Genomic DNA, 16,311 nt, shown 5'->3' on the forward strand with positions numbered 1-16,311 from the left:
AGAAATTTGACGGCAGACGAAATCAAGGCACTGCTGAAATCGCCGGACTACTATAACCGCTACGACAAGGCCAAGAACTGGTCTCATGTTGCGGTTCTTGCCGGAAGGGCTATGCAGTCAGCAGAGATGAACGAGTCCCAGCTCATAGCGGAGGACAAGATCAAGGCGATCGGCAGTTCGTTATACGCGGACGGGACAATCATCAAGGGGTGCGCGATTTCCCTCGACACAAACGCCAAGAAAGCCACCATTGAAGCGGGGCAGATATTCCTTGACGGCCTCGTGTATGAGATTGCGGAGAAGACGCTTAACGTTCCCGATGACGCGGACGTTCAGGTCGGAGCGTGGCTGAAGTCTAGCGTGCTTACAGAGTACGAGGACGAGACTCTGACCGAGCCCGCCCGGAACACACCGCAGTACAAAATGGAGGGTGCGTGGAGAGTAATCACTGTTGCTGAATGGGGGCTGAACACAGACAACCTTAATGCGCCGTTCTTCCCTGTCTACGGAATCAGCGGGGGCGAAATCGTTACGCAGCTGCAGAAAATCAACCCTGAGTACCTGAACACCACAGCACGCTACGACAGGCACGCTAACGGTCATTACGTCGTCGAAGGCCTGAACGTTACGGCATTGCAGAGCACTGAGGCCGGGAAACAGACCTACAGCATCTCGGAGGGCATCGCGCACATCAACGGCTACGAGGCAGAGATAGGGCACTCCGTGAGGCTCATCACCGACGAGGCATTTGACCTCGCAGAAGTACAGTCGGAGGTTCACAGGTTCACCAGCGGAGGCACAGGCAGAATGACCTTCACAGTTGCCCACACTCCCATCGAGAGCGTTACTCAGATTCGCGTAACGAAGGAACGCACAGTAACCCTCACGCACGGGAATTATTCCGGCTGTGTTGACGGCTTGCCTAATGACTCAGTCTTTGAGGTTGTGGAAGTGAAGCAGGGAGCACTAATCTTCGTCGAGGGCACTGACTTTCTGCTTGACGGCGACAATCTCGACTGGAGTCCCGCAGGCGAAGAACCCGCGCCCGGCGCAACGTACACAGCGAAGTATCATTACCGCACGAACATCAGCCCTAACGCGTTCACGAAGACGAGCATAACGGTATCGGGGCTGTTCGAGAACTCGGTGATTGAGGCGAGCTACTACTATAGAATGCCGCGCAAGGACATCATCGTAATGTACAAGGACTGCTCAATCGGAATCGTTCGGGGTATCTCGCACAGGTATGACCCTGTTTTGCCGGGAACGCCGCCGGAAGGTATCTGCCTCGCGCAGGTAACGCAGACATGGCAGGGTTTGCCGGAAGTCAGGAACGTAGCCATCAAGTGCGTACATGCCGACGTGCTGAACGAAATGCGGAGTCAGATTCTCGACCTTTACGGGCTGCTTGCACGGCAGGAATTACGGTTTGACGCAACCCTCAATGCTCCGACGAGTGCATACAACGTGTTCGTGGATTCGTTGTTCGACGACGACATGAGGGACGCAGGAACACCGCAGACGGCCTTAATCGCGGATCAGACTCTCCAGCTCCCAATGAGCACAGAGATTTCTGGCCTGACGCTCGCGAAAGACACACTGCTTGACTATGACGTTGAGGTTCTGATTGACCAGTCAGCCCACACACGCGACATGAAGGTTAATCCCTATCAGGCCTTTAATCCCTTGCCCGCGACAATGACGCTGACTCCTGCAGTAGACCGCTGGACAGAAAATATTGTGCGGACAGTAATCTCCAACACCGTGAGTTTCAGGTCAAGCAACCGCCGCCATTCATGGGACGTTCTGACGAACACAACGACCACGACAGAGTCAGGCGGAAACTTGCGGAGCATCACGGTGAAGATTGACGCATCGGGTTTCGGCCCGAACGAGGCAGTCCGAGTAATCTTTGACGGCATCGAGGTAGCGTGTTCATCATCGAGCGCGAACGCTTCGGGAGTCTTCAGCGGGACATTCGCGATCCCCGAAGGGGTCCCTGCAGGAACAAAGTTAGTGAGGCTTCAGGGAACACACACAACCGCGAGCGCGTACTTCGTGGGGATTCATGAGGTCAGGACAACCATCAACTACTACGTGCGCTACAACGACCTTGACCCGTTAGCGCAAACCTTCACTCTGAGTGAGTCGCGTCATGTTGCGGGCGTAGATTTCTGGCTTGTCAGCAAGAGCCGGACATCAAGCCTCAAGATAGAGCTTCATGAAGTGAGTCTAGGTTTTCCGACGCAGGAAGTCATAGCCTCATGCACAATGACCCCCTCGCAGCTTACGGTCAACGCATGGAACAGGGCAATCTTTGACACGCCGGTTTTCCTGTCAGCGGATACAGAGTACGCGATTACGATAATGACTGACACAGCAGATTACGCGGTAGGGATTGCGAGTCTAGGAGACTGGGACACAGCGAAGGGCTGGATACGTTCACAGGCATATTCTGCGGGAGTGCTGCTCCTAAGCTCGAACGCGTCGACATGGTCAGCCGACCAGAAGTCCGATCTGACATTCCGGCTTCTCGGAGCGAAATTCAGGACAGCCCGCAAGACCCTCACGCTCGGGAACATCAACCTTGCGGGCGTAACGGACATCATGCCGATGGCGGAGGTTCAGCGTACAGGTGCAGACACAGACGCAACGTTCATCCTCAAGAATGGCAGCGTTGAAGTTGCGCGTATGCAGGCGTGGCAGAACATCTCATTCTCCGACCCGCTGAACGGCACATACACCTTGAGCGTTGAGCTTTTCGGAGACAGCAAATATTCGCCCTTGCTTGGACGTATGCCGCAGATTCTCACGGGCAAGATTGGGAACACAGGCGACTATGTATCGCGAGCTTTCACGTGCGGAATGGGCAAGCAGGTAATGATTACGATGGAGGAATACGCCCCGACCGGCTCATCAGTGCGTGTGTTTATCGAGACAGCCGCGAACGTGTGGACGGAGTCCGGCGACCCGGAACAGGAACAAATCGGGGACGGCTGGGTTCGTTGCAAGCGGTTTATTCCGTGCGACATGTCAGCTACGAGGTTGAAGATAGTATTGAACGGCACATCATCAGCGAGGCCGTTAGTCCAGAATATAAGTGCGGTGATTCTAAGTGCCTAAGTATGATGACAGAACATTAAGGGGCTGGCCGCTTCCACACAGGCAAAACAAGCTGAGTGATGACGCGGACAGGTTACGCGAAGCCCTGACCACGATAGACGCAAACATCACCGAGATTGAGGGCAACCTGCAGAGTGTCGAGGATGTCAACGAGTTTCTGAGCACCCGCATGGAAGTGATTGTGGGTCAAGCTACAGAGGACACGGAGATTCTTGATGCGCGTGTTGATGCGGAAGGGAACGTGCACCCGAACTTAGGGCACAACGTCAGAAGCATTCACGGCGGCTTGCTGCAGGTAGTAAGCGACATCAGGTACGGGATACAGGAATTTCAAGGCCTGCTGCACCAGTTCAGCGCATTAGCAGAGGCACAGATACAGGACGAGCTTAATGCGCAGGATGCTAACGAACGCCGGAAGGCCGAGCTTGCGCAGGAGTCATTGACGCGGCTGTTGCAGGATGACGGGTTGCAGAGTCAGATTAATGCGGCCTCAGAAGCGATAATGCGGACGGCGGTAACTCTCCGAGAACTCAGCGAACGTCGCAAGGCAGAACTCACACGTGAGGAGTCCTCGAGGATTTCGACGGACGACAGTTTGCAGAGAGAGATTAACGCGCTGGCGGAAGCATTCTTGAGAGACGCGCTGACACTGAGTGAGGCACTAGAACGCCGGAGAGACGCTCTAAGGCAAGAGATACAAGCTCGGATTGCTGGGGATACAGCCCTGCAGGAACAGATTACGCGGAATGCCGAGAAGATACAGCAGGAGTCGGAGCGGCGAGCCGAGAAGGATGCAGAGATTCATGAAGCCCTCGACGTGCTGAATGAGGGAGTTGCGCTCCGTAAGTCTGAGATTGATGCAGAGACTCAGGCACGAGCAGAAGGCGACGATGGGATTGCGCGTCAGGCAAACGCGAACGCAGAGGGTATTCTGCAGACCGCCCTGAACGTGCAAGACTTGAACGCCCGGCGAAAAGCTGACTTGCTCCGTGAAGAGCAGGCCAGAATTGCGGGAGATATTGCCCTACAGGAGCTAATCGATAAGACCGCAGAGGCCAGCATTGAAAACGCGCTAGGCATTCATCAGGAAGCCCAACAGCGGCGCAAGTCCGACGAGCGCATTGAAGCCCTCAGAGATGAGACAGACCGCCGGATAGAGATTGACGCGTACCACCAGCTGCAGATTGACGAGGCAATACACGCGATCCTGCAGAACTCTCTTGCGCTGAGTGAGGCCTTAGCCCGAAGAAGGGCAGCCCTTATCCGTGAGGAGCAATCCCGCGCGGAAGAGGACGCAAACCTTCAAGGGCAGATAGACACAAACGCGACTGCGAACATGCAGAACGCCATGAACATCCAGCAGGAGGCCGAGCACCGCAGGAAACTCTTAGAGCTGATAGCGGCGGAAACTCAGGAGCGGGAACGTCAGATACAGAATGTGCGCTCCGAGATAGGTGAACTCTATGAAGTGCCATTGCCCGGACTTCATGAGGAGCTTGGGGAACTTCAGAGGCAGACAGACGCAAACGCGGAGGCCAATATCTGGACGGCTCTCAGTCTTCATGACGGATTAGCCCGACACACAGCGGCCTTAACTCAGGAAACACAGAGCCGAGTTGCAGAGGATGCCGGAACGCAGAGACAGATTAATGCGAACGCAGAGGGTATTCTGCAGACCGCACTTAATCTGAGCGAGGCATTCAGCAGGTATAGGGAGGCACTGACTCAGGAAGCCCGCGCCCGTGTAGAGGAAGACACGAACATTCAGGCACAGACCGACAGCAACGCAGTAGCCGCACTTGAGCTTGCCGCGAATCTCTCAGCCGAAGCCGAGAAATGCCGGGCACTTGGACAGGCAATCGCAGGCCTCAAATCTCCCATTGATTGGAGCACAGCAGAGAGCCTCGCAATCCGTGAACCACGTTGCGCAATAGTGAACTTCACGGGGCTAAGCTCAATGCCTACGACGAAGACAGCCGATATTCCCGCGTTCATGGAGTTCTGGGACATGCAGGGTAACTTTTTCCGCAAGCCCATCGTGTGCAGTGCGCAGGGCAGCTCATCATTGGGTTACGTCAAGAAGAACGTGAAGTTCGACCTGCTCAATGATGACGGCTCAAAGTTCAACCTCAAGATTGGGAATTGGGTTGTGCAGGACGGCTTTCACCTCAAAGCGTACTACACAGATTTCTTCAGAGGAGTAGCAGTAACGAGCTACAAATTCTGGGACGAGGTCATGAGGTACAACGGCCTCGACAAGGACAGGCCATACAAGCGGGCAATGATTGACGCTTCGGAGATACAGCCGAGCGGGACGAGCCTGAACAATCCCGACGATATGACGTTACAGCTCGACAACGGCGCGCTGTGTCATCCTGACGGCTTCCCCTGCATCGTGTACCTCAACGGTGAGTTCTACGGCGTGTATTCGTGGCAGATCAAGAAGCAGCGCAAGAATTACCGCATGGACAAGAGCACCGTTGAGCACATTCACCTTGACGGCAGCCTTTACACACAATATTTCTGGAACGGCGCAATCAACTGGACAGTCTTTGAGATACGCAACCCGAACAAGCTCTACACGATGGACGGGAAGAAGTACGACGGCGACGCACCCAAAGAGTTAATTGACGAGACATCGGAGAAGTACGACGCAAGCAACAAGGATCACGTCCGAAGCGCGAAGGTCAAGCGATACATTCAGAGCTTTGTTGAGAGGTTTGGGGAGCTGAAGCAGTTATACACAGCTTACCGTGCGAACCCCAGCGATGAGACTCTTGCGGCAGTGAAGGCGGCGTATGAAGAACTCTTTGACTGGGAGAATCAGCGCGACTATCTCATTTTCTCGGACGTAATCAAGAACTCTGACGGTTTCGGGAAAAATTGGCAGTGGACAACCTATGACGGCGTGAAGTGGTACGTCAATGCTTACGACCTCGACATGTCATACGGCGGCCATTGGCAGGGAACACAGATAACCCCTCCGCTTACAGGCCACATCACGACAAGCACAGCCCTTCCGACTGGGTACGTTGCTCTGCTGTACAAGGACGAGCTTGAGGCCAGATACAGGGAGCTGCGCGACGCAGGAATCATCAGCGTTAGTAACATTCTCTTAAAGCTGGAGAATTGGACGGCAAGAATCGGAGTCGGAAACTACGAGCTTGAGTTCGAACGCTGGCCTAACAGCCCGTGCATCCTGAATTACACCGACAGCATTTACCGCGTCAAACGTTGGCTTGAAGTCGAGATCGCGAACATGGACAAGGTCTACAGGTACAGCACAGACACACAGCCCGAAATTGCGGAGGCTGACGACACAGAGCCGCTCATCCGCGCAGAGCAGGACACAGGAATCCTCCGGCAGGTGAACGCACTCGCTGAAGCCGACATGCGCAGTGAACTGAATCACGCTCTCCTTAACGCCGAACGCAGACGCGAGGAAGCCCAAGAGCGGGCAATCCGCGATGAGCAGGACGCGGGACTTCAAGCGCAAATCAACAGCCTTGCAGAGGCGACCATGTGGAGGCTCGTAAATGAGCATGACATGAGGCTAAGCATCAGTGAGGCAATGCAGCAAATCAAGGAGTTTCCGAGTCGTCCGGCAACAGATGATGAGTTCGACGAAATGCTGGACGAACTCTACAACGACTGATGTTATTACGGGGTGCGCAACCCGTTTTAGCATAGATAATCTTTAACATTTGGAGGTAAGCAATGGCATACGATCTGGACAGTGCAATAACGATGAGGCACTACAGGAAGGGGCATCAGCAGACGCTAGCGGACATGGCGAACCTGCGCGAGGCCATCGACAACAAGTTATCGAGCGTGTACAAGGTGAAGGGATCGCTTGCGTTTGCATCCCTGACGAACGCGCTGCTTGTGAAGGCCAATGAGGGCAACGTCTACAACATCACGGACGCGTTCACGACGACGGCAGATTTCGTGGAGGGCGCGGGCAAAAAGCACTCCGCAGGCTCAAACGTGGTGATAGTGGAGACGACGACGGCGGTATTCAGCGAGTCATCTGACAGCACAGTAGACGCAGGGAAGACGTACTACGTGAACCAGAACGGCGGGTACAGCGCAGTAACGCCCGCAGGCAACGAAGACCCTGCGACCGAAGGCTGGTACGAGCTGACGACTCCTGCGGTGTACAAATTCGACGTTCACGCAGGCGACCTGTCGAACATGATGGAGCTTGCAGTTCCGGCCTCAGCAGGAAGCATTGCGCTCCTTAACGAGCACGGGCAGGTAATCGACAGCACGTTCAAGATAGCGACGGACGCGGAGTTTGACGAGATGCTCGGAGAACTCTACGGAGAGTAGCGGCTATCGTCAAGAAGACAGAGGCAGGCGGGGAGTAACAGCCCCCGCTTGTTTGATTCAGGAGGTGGCTTTGTGGCTTGGTATGAATACATATTGCCCACCGTGAAGCAAATCCAGAAGCTAGCCCGCCGGAACAAGACGGCGGAAGAAGTCCTAAGCTCTCGCATTGACGCACAGGTAACGGCCTCGACGGACAGCGACGCAGACTATGCAGCAGAGGTAGCGGATGCCCGTGTTGATGTGTGGGGAAACGTGCAGGGGAGTCTAGGGAGCAACATACGAGGCGGACAAGAGAGGTTGTCTGACGCGCTGGAGTTAGCCCTGACACTGTTGCAGGGGCAGATAGACGCACTAGCCGAGACGCGAATCACTAACACCCTCGATATAGCGACAGAGGCCGAGACGCGGCGCAACGGGCTGGCGAAGGAAGAGGAAGCCCGCACTCGAGATGATGGCTCACTGCAGAGGCAGATAGATTCATTGTCAGAGGCGGTACTAGGAATATTAGCGATGATCTCGGAGCACCGAGAGAGGACAGGAGGAAAATCGTAATGGCAGAGACAGCGCATACAGCATGGTATCGTCAGGGTACGGTATCAGTAACGAACGGTAGCACGGTAGTCAACGGCGACGGTACTAGATGGCTGACGGCAGGAATAAATCCCGGAGCGGCCTTCAGAGTGGACGCTAGAGGGGATTATGCGTGCGAAGTAGCGAGTGTAGAAAGCGACACGAAGATAATCTTGGTGAAGCCGTACTACGGACAGAGCGCAAACGGGCAGACGTACTCAATCGACCGTAATCACCAGTCAACATTACCAGCAGACTTATCATCTAGGCTGTCGAAGGCGATGGGGAACTGGGAAGCTCGCTATGACCTTGACATGAAGGAAATCACCGGCAAGAGTGCGTATGAGGTAGCAGTTGAGAACGGATACATAGGCACAAAAGCGCAGTGGTTAGAGTCTCTGAAGGCGACAGGCGAGCTGACCTCGATGAAGGAATTAGTGGAGGCAGTCCTGATGCACAATTCTGGGGCACACAACGCGCTGTGCAGGGGCAAGAATCTTGGAGTATTCTCCGACGCGCAGAGTGCGGCGATACGCGCGGGGACATTTGCGGCGACGACCGGCGGAGTGTACGCGGACATCTACCCGAACGATTACTGGGTATTCAGCAACGTACCGTACAGCTACCTGAACGAGAACGACGAGGAGACCTCGAGCACCTACAGCGGGACGATGAGGGTAGCCGACCTTGACTACTACCTGAGAGCCGGAGATACGGACTTGACCACGCATCATGTGGTGGTAGTGCCCGACGCAAACATGTTCACCGCGCCGATGAACGCTACGAATACGACGGAAGGCGGCTATGTGGGGAGCAAGATGCGGACGGTGTACCTGCGTCGTGCGGAGGCAATCTTTAAGGCGTGCTTCGGAGAGAACCACGTACTGAAGCACCGTGAATTTCTGGTGAATGCAGTGAAGGACGGCAGAGGGTCTAACTCTATATGGTGCGACAGCACGGTTGAGCTGATGGATGAGCGCATGGTGTACGGCGCAACGCAGTTTGACAGTGCGACTCCTGACGGCAGCGTAGATCCGTGGGGTACGTTCATGATGTACAGCGTCTCGTGCAAGCAGCTGAATCTGTTCCGGCACAGGCCTGACCTGATTAGCAACAGGCAGTGGTACTGGCTGAGAAACGTTGTTTCTGCTGCGTGTTTCGCTAGTGTCCTCCTTTCTGGCGGTTGCGGCTGCCGTAATGCTTCGAATGCTGGCGGCGGTGTTCGCCCTGCTGCCCTTATCTACTAAATCAGTAAATCTACTGGGGCTTGTCCCCAGTAGATGACGGTTGATATAATGAGAAGTCGCATTTATGGTTTTGTCCATTCCACCGCTTGCCGGTGGTCGCGCTACATACGTCAAAATAGGAGGTTAAGCATTGTCAAATATCCCGAAGAGTAAACGGTCAGAGTCCAAGCTGGAAGCCCTGCACCGCGCTTACGAGTTGCGCAGGAAAATTACCGCTGAACTCATGGCCACTTTCGGATACAGCCACAAGAAGCTGGAGGCTCACGTGCAGAAATTGACCTCCTACGTTACAGACCCGGAGGAGCGCGAGAAGATGAGCAAGGCCATCCGCGAACTCGAAGACGGCTTTGACTCTTGGTTCATTCGGCGTGAACGCGACAGAGTGGCCGATTTCTGTCAGGGCATAACCGAGCACCTCAGAGCGGCAAACACAATCTGGCCGACTTACATGGCAGAGTTTCAGGAGAGACGGCTCGAAATGGATCGCGCTCTCGTGTGCTGCAACAAGTTGCAGGACGAATTGCAGTACATAGCCGAGACTTTGCCCGCTGACAAGAACAAGTTCATGAACATAGTGCTTGAAGTGCAGGCCGTTTTTGATATGATTAAGGCCTTGAGACAAGCTGACAACCGCTTTCTGAAGAACATTAAGCAGTGAGCGTGAGTCAATAAAGTTAGGGTGTCTTTTGTTGGTCGTTTCTGCTGCGTGTTTCGCTAATGTCATCAATTCTGGCAATTGCAACTACAATAATGCTTCGAATGCTGGCAGCGGTGTTCGCCCTGATTCACTACCCGCACGACTATCGGACACAGTTTCCGTGTACGGGTGAAGGGAAGGAAAAGACATCCTTTGCGCCTTCGGGTGCATAAATGCCAATCGCCACGCTGTTAGTTACGACTAATACAGCTACAGGGCGGTTTTTCTTTATGGACGAGAATATTTTTCTTGACGCTAACGTAATCTATGAGGCCGGTACAAAGGCGATGAGGGGCAGCAACTTCAAGTATGCTACCCAGCTGTTCGAGATGAACCATCTGCTTTATACGGCAATGCTCCAGAAGTCCCTGCTTGAAGGCACATACACACCGACTGAGGGCAGCAGATTCCTTATCCGCGAGCGCGGAAAACCCAGATACATTACCAGTAATTCAATGGCTGATAAGACCGTCAATCACATTATCTGCGACGGCATTCTTACCCCTGCACTGAGCAAGTTCCTGATTTACGACAACGGAGCTTCGCAGAAGGGTAAGGGTGTAGATTTTCACCGCAGACGGTTTGAGGCTCACCTGCACAAATTCTTCATGAGGCACGGGAGCAATGACGGCTACATTCTGCTGGGAGACTTCACGGGCTATTACGCAAACATTCCGCACGGTAAATGCCGCTCGGTTTTGGCGCAATTCCTCTCACGCTCCGTTGAGAATCCCGACGAGCTGAGATACACATTAGGCCTGATTGCACGGATATTCGGGACGTTCCGGGTAGACGTGAGCAGGTTCACGGACGCAGAGATTCAGGCCATGATGGACGGAAAGGTTGACCCGATGCTGAACCTTCACGCTGATTCCGCGACACTGACAGGGCAGAAATTCCTCGATAAGGGCGTGGACATCGGCAACCAGATTTCCCAGAACATCGGCCTGATTTACCCTTACCGCTTCGACAACTACGCGAAGATTGTCGCGGGTATTGAGGGCTACGGCAGGTACACCGATGACTTCTATGCAATCTCGGACAGCCGCGAGGAATTGAGGACTCTGCTTGACGGGCTGAGAGTGATAGCTCATGAGTTCGGGATAATCCTCAACGAGCGCAAGACACGGATTGTAAAACTCTCCGGCTTCTATCGGCACTTGCAGAACGGCTACAGCCTCACGGAAACAGGGCGGGTGATCCGCAAGATTAACCCCAAGAGCATAACGAGAGAGCGCAGAAAGCTGAAAGCCTACAAGAGGCTGCTTGACGCGGGGAAGATAACGTACAGCGAGATAGAAAATATTTTCAAGAGCTGGCTGGGCGGCAACTTTCGCAGGATGTCGCACCGCCAAATTTATAACATGACAGACCTGTTTATCAGGCTATTTAGGAGGAGACCGAAATGGAAAAAGGGACATTCACGGTTACGCTGGCTGATGGAACACAGCTCAGCGGATTGGGGCTGAACGGAAATAACTTCGTCAGCAAGAAGGAAGTAACAGCGGACACATTCAGGGGCAAGCTCTCGAAGGTAATCATTGAGGGCGACGCAGAGGCCGACGAAGCAGGACTCATTGGTACGCACCACAACATGGAGCTTGTGCAGATTGCGCACTATACGCAGGCGACACATGGGTGCGAGGACGGCTACTACTTCGTGCTGAGGGAGATTCCGGCGGCAGAGCTTGAGGCTCTCAGGAATCGCGGGGATATCGACTACATCGCGATGATGACGGGCGTGGAACTGTAGGAGGTGAAGGCAATGTTCGAGAAGATCAAGAAGTATTACGACGCTGGCGTGTGGGACGAACACAGAGTGCGTGAGGCGGTCGCAAAGAACGTAATCACGGCGGAAGAGTTCAAGGCAATAACGGGAAAGGGACTGCTCGGAGAATAACCGGGCAGTTATTTTTTGCGGGGAGGCTCAGTGCGGGTCTCCCTGCTTTCGTGTTATTTGGGAGGTATAAGAATGGCTAACGATACGAAGAATTTCAAGGCTGCGGAGTTCACATGTCATTGCGGATGCGGAAAGAACGAGATTCAGCAGCCCGTCCTGAACATGTGCCAGAAGATACGCGACGAACTTGGGCAGGCCGTCAGAATCAACAGTGGGTACAGATGCCCGAAGCACAACGCAAAGGTGAGCAAGGCTAAGGCTTCCCGCCACACTATGGGCAAGGCCGCTGACCTCAGCTCAGCAGGCGGCGCGCTCTCCATTCTGCTGGCGGTTCACAAACTCTTTCTCGCGGGCAGGCTCCCGGAGCTGGGATACTGCATCTATTACCCCAACAAGAATTTCGTTCACATTGACCTTGACACCAGGCCGAGCGGCAAAGTCTTTGAGGTCTCGCTATGAGCGCGAACTATTACATCAACACAGGCGTTGCCCTCGCGGGAGGCTTCCTGTCGTGGTTCATCGGCGGCATTAAAGGCGGCGTGGTCGTGCTCTTCCTGCTCATGGTCATCGATTACATCACAGGGGTCATGAAGGGCTTTGCCCTGAAGAAGTGGTGCAGTGAGATCGGCTTTCGCGGCATTGCTAAGAAGGTCTGCATGTTCCTCTTCGTCGGGATAGCTAACGTCATCGACAACGAGATGCACATTGAGCTGTTGGGGCACAATGACGTGCTTAGGGACGCGGTGATTTGCTTCTACATCGCCAACGAAGGCCTGAGCATCACAGAGAACGCAATAGACTTGGGCGCACCCGTTCCTGAAGGCCTGAAGGAGCGTTTCCTTGCGTGGAGGAACAAACAGCTGATAAGCAAGAATACCCCGCAGGACGAGGAAGATTAGCGGCAGGAAGCCCCTTGCGGGAAACCCGAATCAGAGTGAACATACACAGAGATTATGATGAACGAGGAGGTTTACCCGCGATGAAGAACCCGGAAATTTTCGACATTAACGGAGTGCCCGAAAGTCTGTCGATAATGTTCCACAAGGACAACTGCAGCGTGATAGCAATTCAGGACGCAACGGAAGAAAGCGTAACGGGCGCAGAGCTTGTCGAGAAGCTGAATAAGCTGCGACTGTTCAGCCGGTTTCAGCTAGACCGCGAGACAAAGGATTACGCCCGGCTAATCACGACCGACAGCTGGGGCAAGACGCACTACTTTCGGGCGTGGAAGTAACGTAAGGCGCACAGGTTAGGACTTGGCCTTTTCCTGTGCGTTATTCTTGGCCGCCTCTCCAGCGATAATCCCGTCAAGCCTGTGAAGTTTCCTGATCAGGACTCTCATGCACTGCAAGATTTCACGTTCGAGGCCTTCTTTATCCCCGCTCATTTCAGCCTTGCTCCCTTCAGCGGCTATTTCCGCCTCAAGCTCTGCCTCCTCAGCCTTGCGCCTGTTCTGCCACATTGCCGCAAACCCGCGCGGATTCCTCTCGTAACTCTCGATTGTTGCCTTCGGTATCATCCACTGATGCCCGATCCTGAACGCCCCTTCCATTTTCCCCTGTCGGCACAGCAGCGTTATGGAGCTGTTCCTGTAGCCTAAAATTTTTGCGGCTTCCTCGACCGATACCAAATCCTTAATATCCACTGCACTAATCCTCCTCTTTGCGTTATGACCAGCATTATATCACCGTTTAGCATTAAATAAAGACTTGCATACTACGTTTTGAGAGTTATACTGTGTTCATCAAGCGGAAACGCAGTAATCACAAGGAAGGAGAACGAACAATGGCAAAGGAAGCAGTAGTAATCCGGGAGTACGAGGAAATCCTCAGCGGCGGCAGGAACTTCGACGAGGCCAGCGACAACTGGACAATACTGAAGGCCTGCAAGGCCAACAAGGCAGCAGGAAACGCAAGGCTGGACTTCAACGATGTAATCTGGGACGAGGACATCAAGGTGATAGCGGACACAATGCGCAAGGCGGGCATCAGGGAGTTCACGATCTCAGTGCATCAGGGAAACCTGATAGACGTGCTGACAGCCTTTCAGGAGCTCGGAGTATTCATCAGGGGCATGGTGCAGGTGAGGACGCGCTATCAATCGCTCGGCGTTGTGCCGGCAATCCTCATGCAGGTAGCATAGCGGGGAACATCCCCCGCTTTAACCCTAATACGGTCGGCGGAAACACGGTAATCATCAAGAAGGAGAAGAAGACGATGCAGACAAAAGCGGTGTTCGTACGGGAGTTTGAGGTTATCTTCGATTGCCTCATGGAAGACCTCATCAATTACGGTGAGTGTCGCTACAAAGCAGAAGCAGGGATTAACCCGATAGTGTTCAGCGCGTACTGCTGGAGCAAGAAGGACGGGAACAGCAGGATTAATTTCGGGGACGATCTTGATCCTGAAGACGTGGCGGATATAGTCTCGTCACTGCGCAAACACGGTATCACGGAGTTCACGCTTTCCCCTACGTTAGCTCCGGCCGGCGTAACATCAACCCTAGCCGCGTTCAAGAAACTCGGTTTTGTGGCGAGGGACAAGGTAAACATCAAGGGCTTCAACGGCAAGGAAGTTCCTGCGCTATTAGTGAGGGCAGTGTAGGCGGCCAGACTGTCAGGCGGCGGTGAGTCTTCCCGCCGTTTTTCTTTGCCCTGAAATTCCGCGTTATATTCTGCGAAAAAGATTGAATAATGGACTTGCATAATACTCTTTCAGAGTTATACTACAACCATCGAACGCGGAAACGCAGTAAACATCAAGAAGGAGCAAGGAATTATGACGGACAAGACAGCAGCACAGATAGCGAACATGAAGAAGCAGACAATCGGTGTAGAAGTTGAGATGAACGGCATCACGCGCAAGAACGCCGCAATGGTTGCCGCCGATTTCTTCGGGACGCACCAGTACGAGTGCACAGCCGGGCGCAACGGTTATTCAACGTGGAGCGCATGGGACGCAGAGAGCCGCGAATGGAAATTCCAGAAGGATGTGAGCATTCAGGGCAACGACGACGAGAAGTGCGAGCTTGTTACGCCGATCCTGCGCTACGAGGACATCGAAACATTGCAGGGACTGCTTCGGGTACTCAGGAAGGCCGGAGCACAGAGCAGTGCATCAAGGGGATGCGGAGTTCACATCCACGTAGGCCTCAAGAGCGAAGCCGGAGACCACACAGCGCAGACGCTCACCAATTTGGCGAACATGATGGCCGCGCACGAAGAGCAGATAGGCCGGGCAATCAAGATTTCCGAGCACAGAGTTGCGGGGTACTGCCAGACAGTCAGCCGCGCATTCCTGGACAGGCTCAACGCGCAGAAGCCCCAGACCATGAGCCAGCTTGCGGACATCTGGTACGAGGGCAACGGAGCGAATTACCGCCGCGATGAACACTACAATAACAGCCGCTATCACATGCTGAACCTGCACGCCTGCTTCACGAAAGGCACGATAGAGTTCCGGTTGTTCCAGTTCGACGAACCCCACGACGGCAAGAAGGGCGGAATACACTGCGGACAGCTCAAGGCCTACATTCAGCTCTGCCTTGCGATGAGCCAGCTTGCGAAGGAGCTCAAGAGTGCGAGACCGAAGCCCCAGCAGAGGGAGAATGAGAAGTACGCATTCCGCTGCTGGATGCTGAGACTGGGCTTCATCGGGGCGGAGTTCAAGACCGCAAGAACACTCCTTTTGCGGAACGTAAGCGGCGACGGAGCATGGAGGCACTAATGAAGGTATACAGGGTAGCAATGACGGAGATGTACCGAAAGGTAGTCTCCGTCGAAGCCCTCAATGAGCGGGAGGCTCACCAGCGGGCATGGGATGCATGGAACAACACGGAAATTATCCTTGACGAAAACGACTTTGCGGGCGCAGAAATGGACGTGCTGGGCGAGGGGCTAGGAGCTTGCGAGGGTAAAATCATCGAAGGATTCGACTATGGGAAAGGAGCGGCAACGAATGGCTGACAGGTATTATATCGCGTACGGGAGCAACTTATCCGTTGAGCAGATGAGAGTGCGGACACCAGACGCTGTGATTGTTGGTACAGGGATGCTCAAGGGATGGCGGCTGTTGTTCCGGCAGTTTGCGACAATCGAGAAGTGCAAGGGGTATTCAGTGCCGGTGCTGGTCTGGAAGATTTCAGCGCAGGATGAAAAGAGTCTCGACAGGTATGAAGGCTTCCCGAGCTTCTACGTCAAGAAGAACCTGAAGGTTGATGTTACGTCGCTTGACGGGCAGGACTTAGGCGAGCTTACCGCGATGGTGTACATCATGACGAAGACAGCGGCAGAGACACGGGGAATTAACCCAATGCCCAGCAAGTACTACTATTCAGTGTTGCATGAAGGGTACGAGACTTTTGGGTTTGATGGTAAAATCCTGAGCGAGGCAGTAATGGAAGCCTCCGTGCGTGTACAGCCTCATTAAGTAGTACCACGTTGC

Annotated in this window: 18 protein-coding genes; 17 read left to right on the top strand and 1 reads right to left on the bottom strand. The window is 54.0% G+C overall.

The annotated features are described in order from the left end of the window. The first annotated feature begins 6 nt into the window (after window positions 1-6). From IJT02_08335 to IJT02_08390, 12 genes are all read left to right on the top strand, one after another. Complete coding sequence (locus IJT02_08335; GenBank protein ID MBQ7544936.1) at window positions 7-3,123, top strand: DUF4815 domain-containing protein; 3,117 nt, start codon at window positions 7-9, stop codon at window positions 3,121-3,123. Further along, window positions 3,116-6,778 (top strand): CotH kinase family protein, encoded by a 3,663-nt coding sequence (locus IJT02_08340; protein ID MBQ7544937.1) that lies wholly within the window; start codon window positions 3,116-3,118, stop codon window positions 6,776-6,778. Before IJT02_08335 ends, IJT02_08340 begins: the two co-directional genes overlap by 8 nt. 62 nt (window positions 6,779-6,840) lie before the next feature. Continuing rightward, complete coding sequence (locus IJT02_08345; protein MBQ7544938.1) at window positions 6,841-7,455, top strand: hypothetical protein; 615 nt, start codon at window positions 6,841-6,843, stop codon at window positions 7,453-7,455. Between the two features lie 72 nt (window positions 7,456-7,527). Beyond that, the gene (locus tag IJT02_08350; protein ID MBQ7544939.1) at window positions 7,528-8,007 is read left to right on the top strand and encodes a hypothetical protein; all 480 of its coding nucleotides are present in this window, start codon (window positions 7,528-7,530) and stop codon (window positions 8,005-8,007) included. After that, window positions 8,007-9,272 (top strand): hypothetical protein, encoded by a 1,266-nt coding sequence (locus IJT02_08355; protein ID MBQ7544940.1) that lies wholly within the window; start codon window positions 8,007-8,009, stop codon window positions 9,270-9,272. The genes IJT02_08350 and IJT02_08355 overlap by 1 nt, the downstream gene beginning before the upstream one ends. 130 nt (window positions 9,273-9,402) lie before the next feature. After that, window positions 9,403-9,930, top strand: a complete 528-nt coding sequence (locus IJT02_08360) for a hypothetical protein (GenBank protein MBQ7544941.1) — start codon at window positions 9,403-9,405, stop codon at window positions 9,928-9,930. Window positions 9,931-10,199: 269 nt separating this feature from the next. Beyond that, entirely contained in the window at window positions 10,200-11,438 is a 1,239-nt protein-coding gene (locus IJT02_08365) for a hypothetical protein (GenBank protein MBQ7544942.1), read from the top strand. After that, window positions 11,375-11,722 carry a hypothetical protein gene (locus tag IJT02_08370; protein MBQ7544943.1) on the top strand — a complete coding sequence of 116 codons (348 nt, stop codon included), beginning with the start codon at window positions 11,375-11,377 and terminating at the stop codon, window positions 11,720-11,722. The genes IJT02_08365 and IJT02_08370 overlap by 64 nt, the downstream gene beginning before the upstream one ends. Window positions 11,723-11,734: 12 nt before the next feature. Further along, a complete protein-coding gene (locus tag IJT02_08375) occupies window positions 11,735-11,869 on the top strand; it encodes an XkdX family protein (protein ID MBQ7544944.1) in 135 nt (44 codons plus the stop codon). A 72-nt stretch (window positions 11,870-11,941) separates the two neighbouring features. Further along, window positions 11,942-12,328, top strand: coding sequence for a DUF882 domain-containing protein (locus IJT02_08380; GenBank protein ID MBQ7544945.1), 387 nt, complete (start codon window positions 11,942-11,944; stop codon window positions 12,326-12,328). After that, a complete protein-coding gene (locus IJT02_08385; GenBank protein MBQ7544946.1) occupies window positions 12,325-12,768 on the top strand; it encodes a phage holin family protein in 444 nt (147 codons plus the stop codon). The genes IJT02_08380 and IJT02_08385 overlap by 4 nt, the downstream gene beginning before the upstream one ends. An 80-nt stretch (window positions 12,769-12,848) precedes the next feature. Further along, window positions 12,849-13,103 carry a hypothetical protein gene (locus IJT02_08390; protein ID MBQ7544947.1) on the top strand — a complete coding sequence of 85 codons (255 nt, stop codon included), beginning with the start codon at window positions 12,849-12,851 and terminating at the stop codon, window positions 13,101-13,103. Between the two features lie 15 nt (window positions 13,104-13,118). On the opposite strand, the gene IJT02_08395 is transcribed toward IJT02_08390, so the two are convergent. Then, the gene (locus IJT02_08395) at window positions 13,119-13,514 is read right to left on the bottom strand and encodes a helix-turn-helix domain-containing protein (protein MBQ7544948.1); all 396 of its coding nucleotides are present in this window, start codon (window positions 13,512-13,514) and stop codon (window positions 13,119-13,121) included. Window positions 13,515-13,654: 140 nt separating this feature from the next. Here IJT02_08395 and IJT02_08400 point away from each other — a divergent pair, with 140 nt between their 5' ends. The 5 genes from IJT02_08400 (at window position 13,655) to IJT02_08420 (ending at window position 16,296) form a co-directional block, all read left to right on the top strand. Next, window positions 13,655-14,011, top strand: coding sequence for a hypothetical protein (locus tag IJT02_08400; GenBank protein MBQ7544949.1), 357 nt, complete (start codon window positions 13,655-13,657; stop codon window positions 14,009-14,011). A gap of 74 nt (window positions 14,012-14,085) precedes the next feature. Continuing rightward, the gene (locus tag IJT02_08405; protein MBQ7544950.1) at window positions 14,086-14,472 is read left to right on the top strand and encodes a hypothetical protein; all 387 of its coding nucleotides are present in this window, start codon (window positions 14,086-14,088) and stop codon (window positions 14,470-14,472) included. 174 nt (window positions 14,473-14,646) lie between these two features. Next, on the top strand, window positions 14,647-15,594 hold the full coding sequence (locus IJT02_08410) for an amidoligase family protein (GenBank protein MBQ7544951.1): 948 nt from the start codon (window positions 14,647-14,649) through the stop codon (window positions 15,592-15,594). Continuing rightward, window positions 15,594-15,833: a DpnD/PcfM family protein gene (locus tag IJT02_08415; GenBank protein MBQ7544952.1), complete on the top strand. Its 240-nt coding sequence runs from the start codon at window positions 15,594-15,596 to the stop codon at window positions 15,831-15,833. Before IJT02_08410 ends, IJT02_08415 begins: the two co-directional genes overlap by 1 nt. Beyond that, a complete protein-coding gene (locus IJT02_08420) occupies window positions 15,805-16,296 on the top strand; it encodes a gamma-glutamylcyclotransferase (GenBank protein ID MBQ7544953.1) in 492 nt (163 codons plus the stop codon). The genes IJT02_08415 and IJT02_08420 overlap by 29 nt, the downstream gene beginning before the upstream one ends. Window positions 16,297-16,311 lie beyond the last annotated feature (15 nt).

It is taken from the genome of Synergistaceae bacterium, from assembly GCA_017450125.1.
Classification (GTDB): Bacteria; Synergistota; Synergistia; order Synergistales; family Aminobacteriaceae; genus JAFUXM01.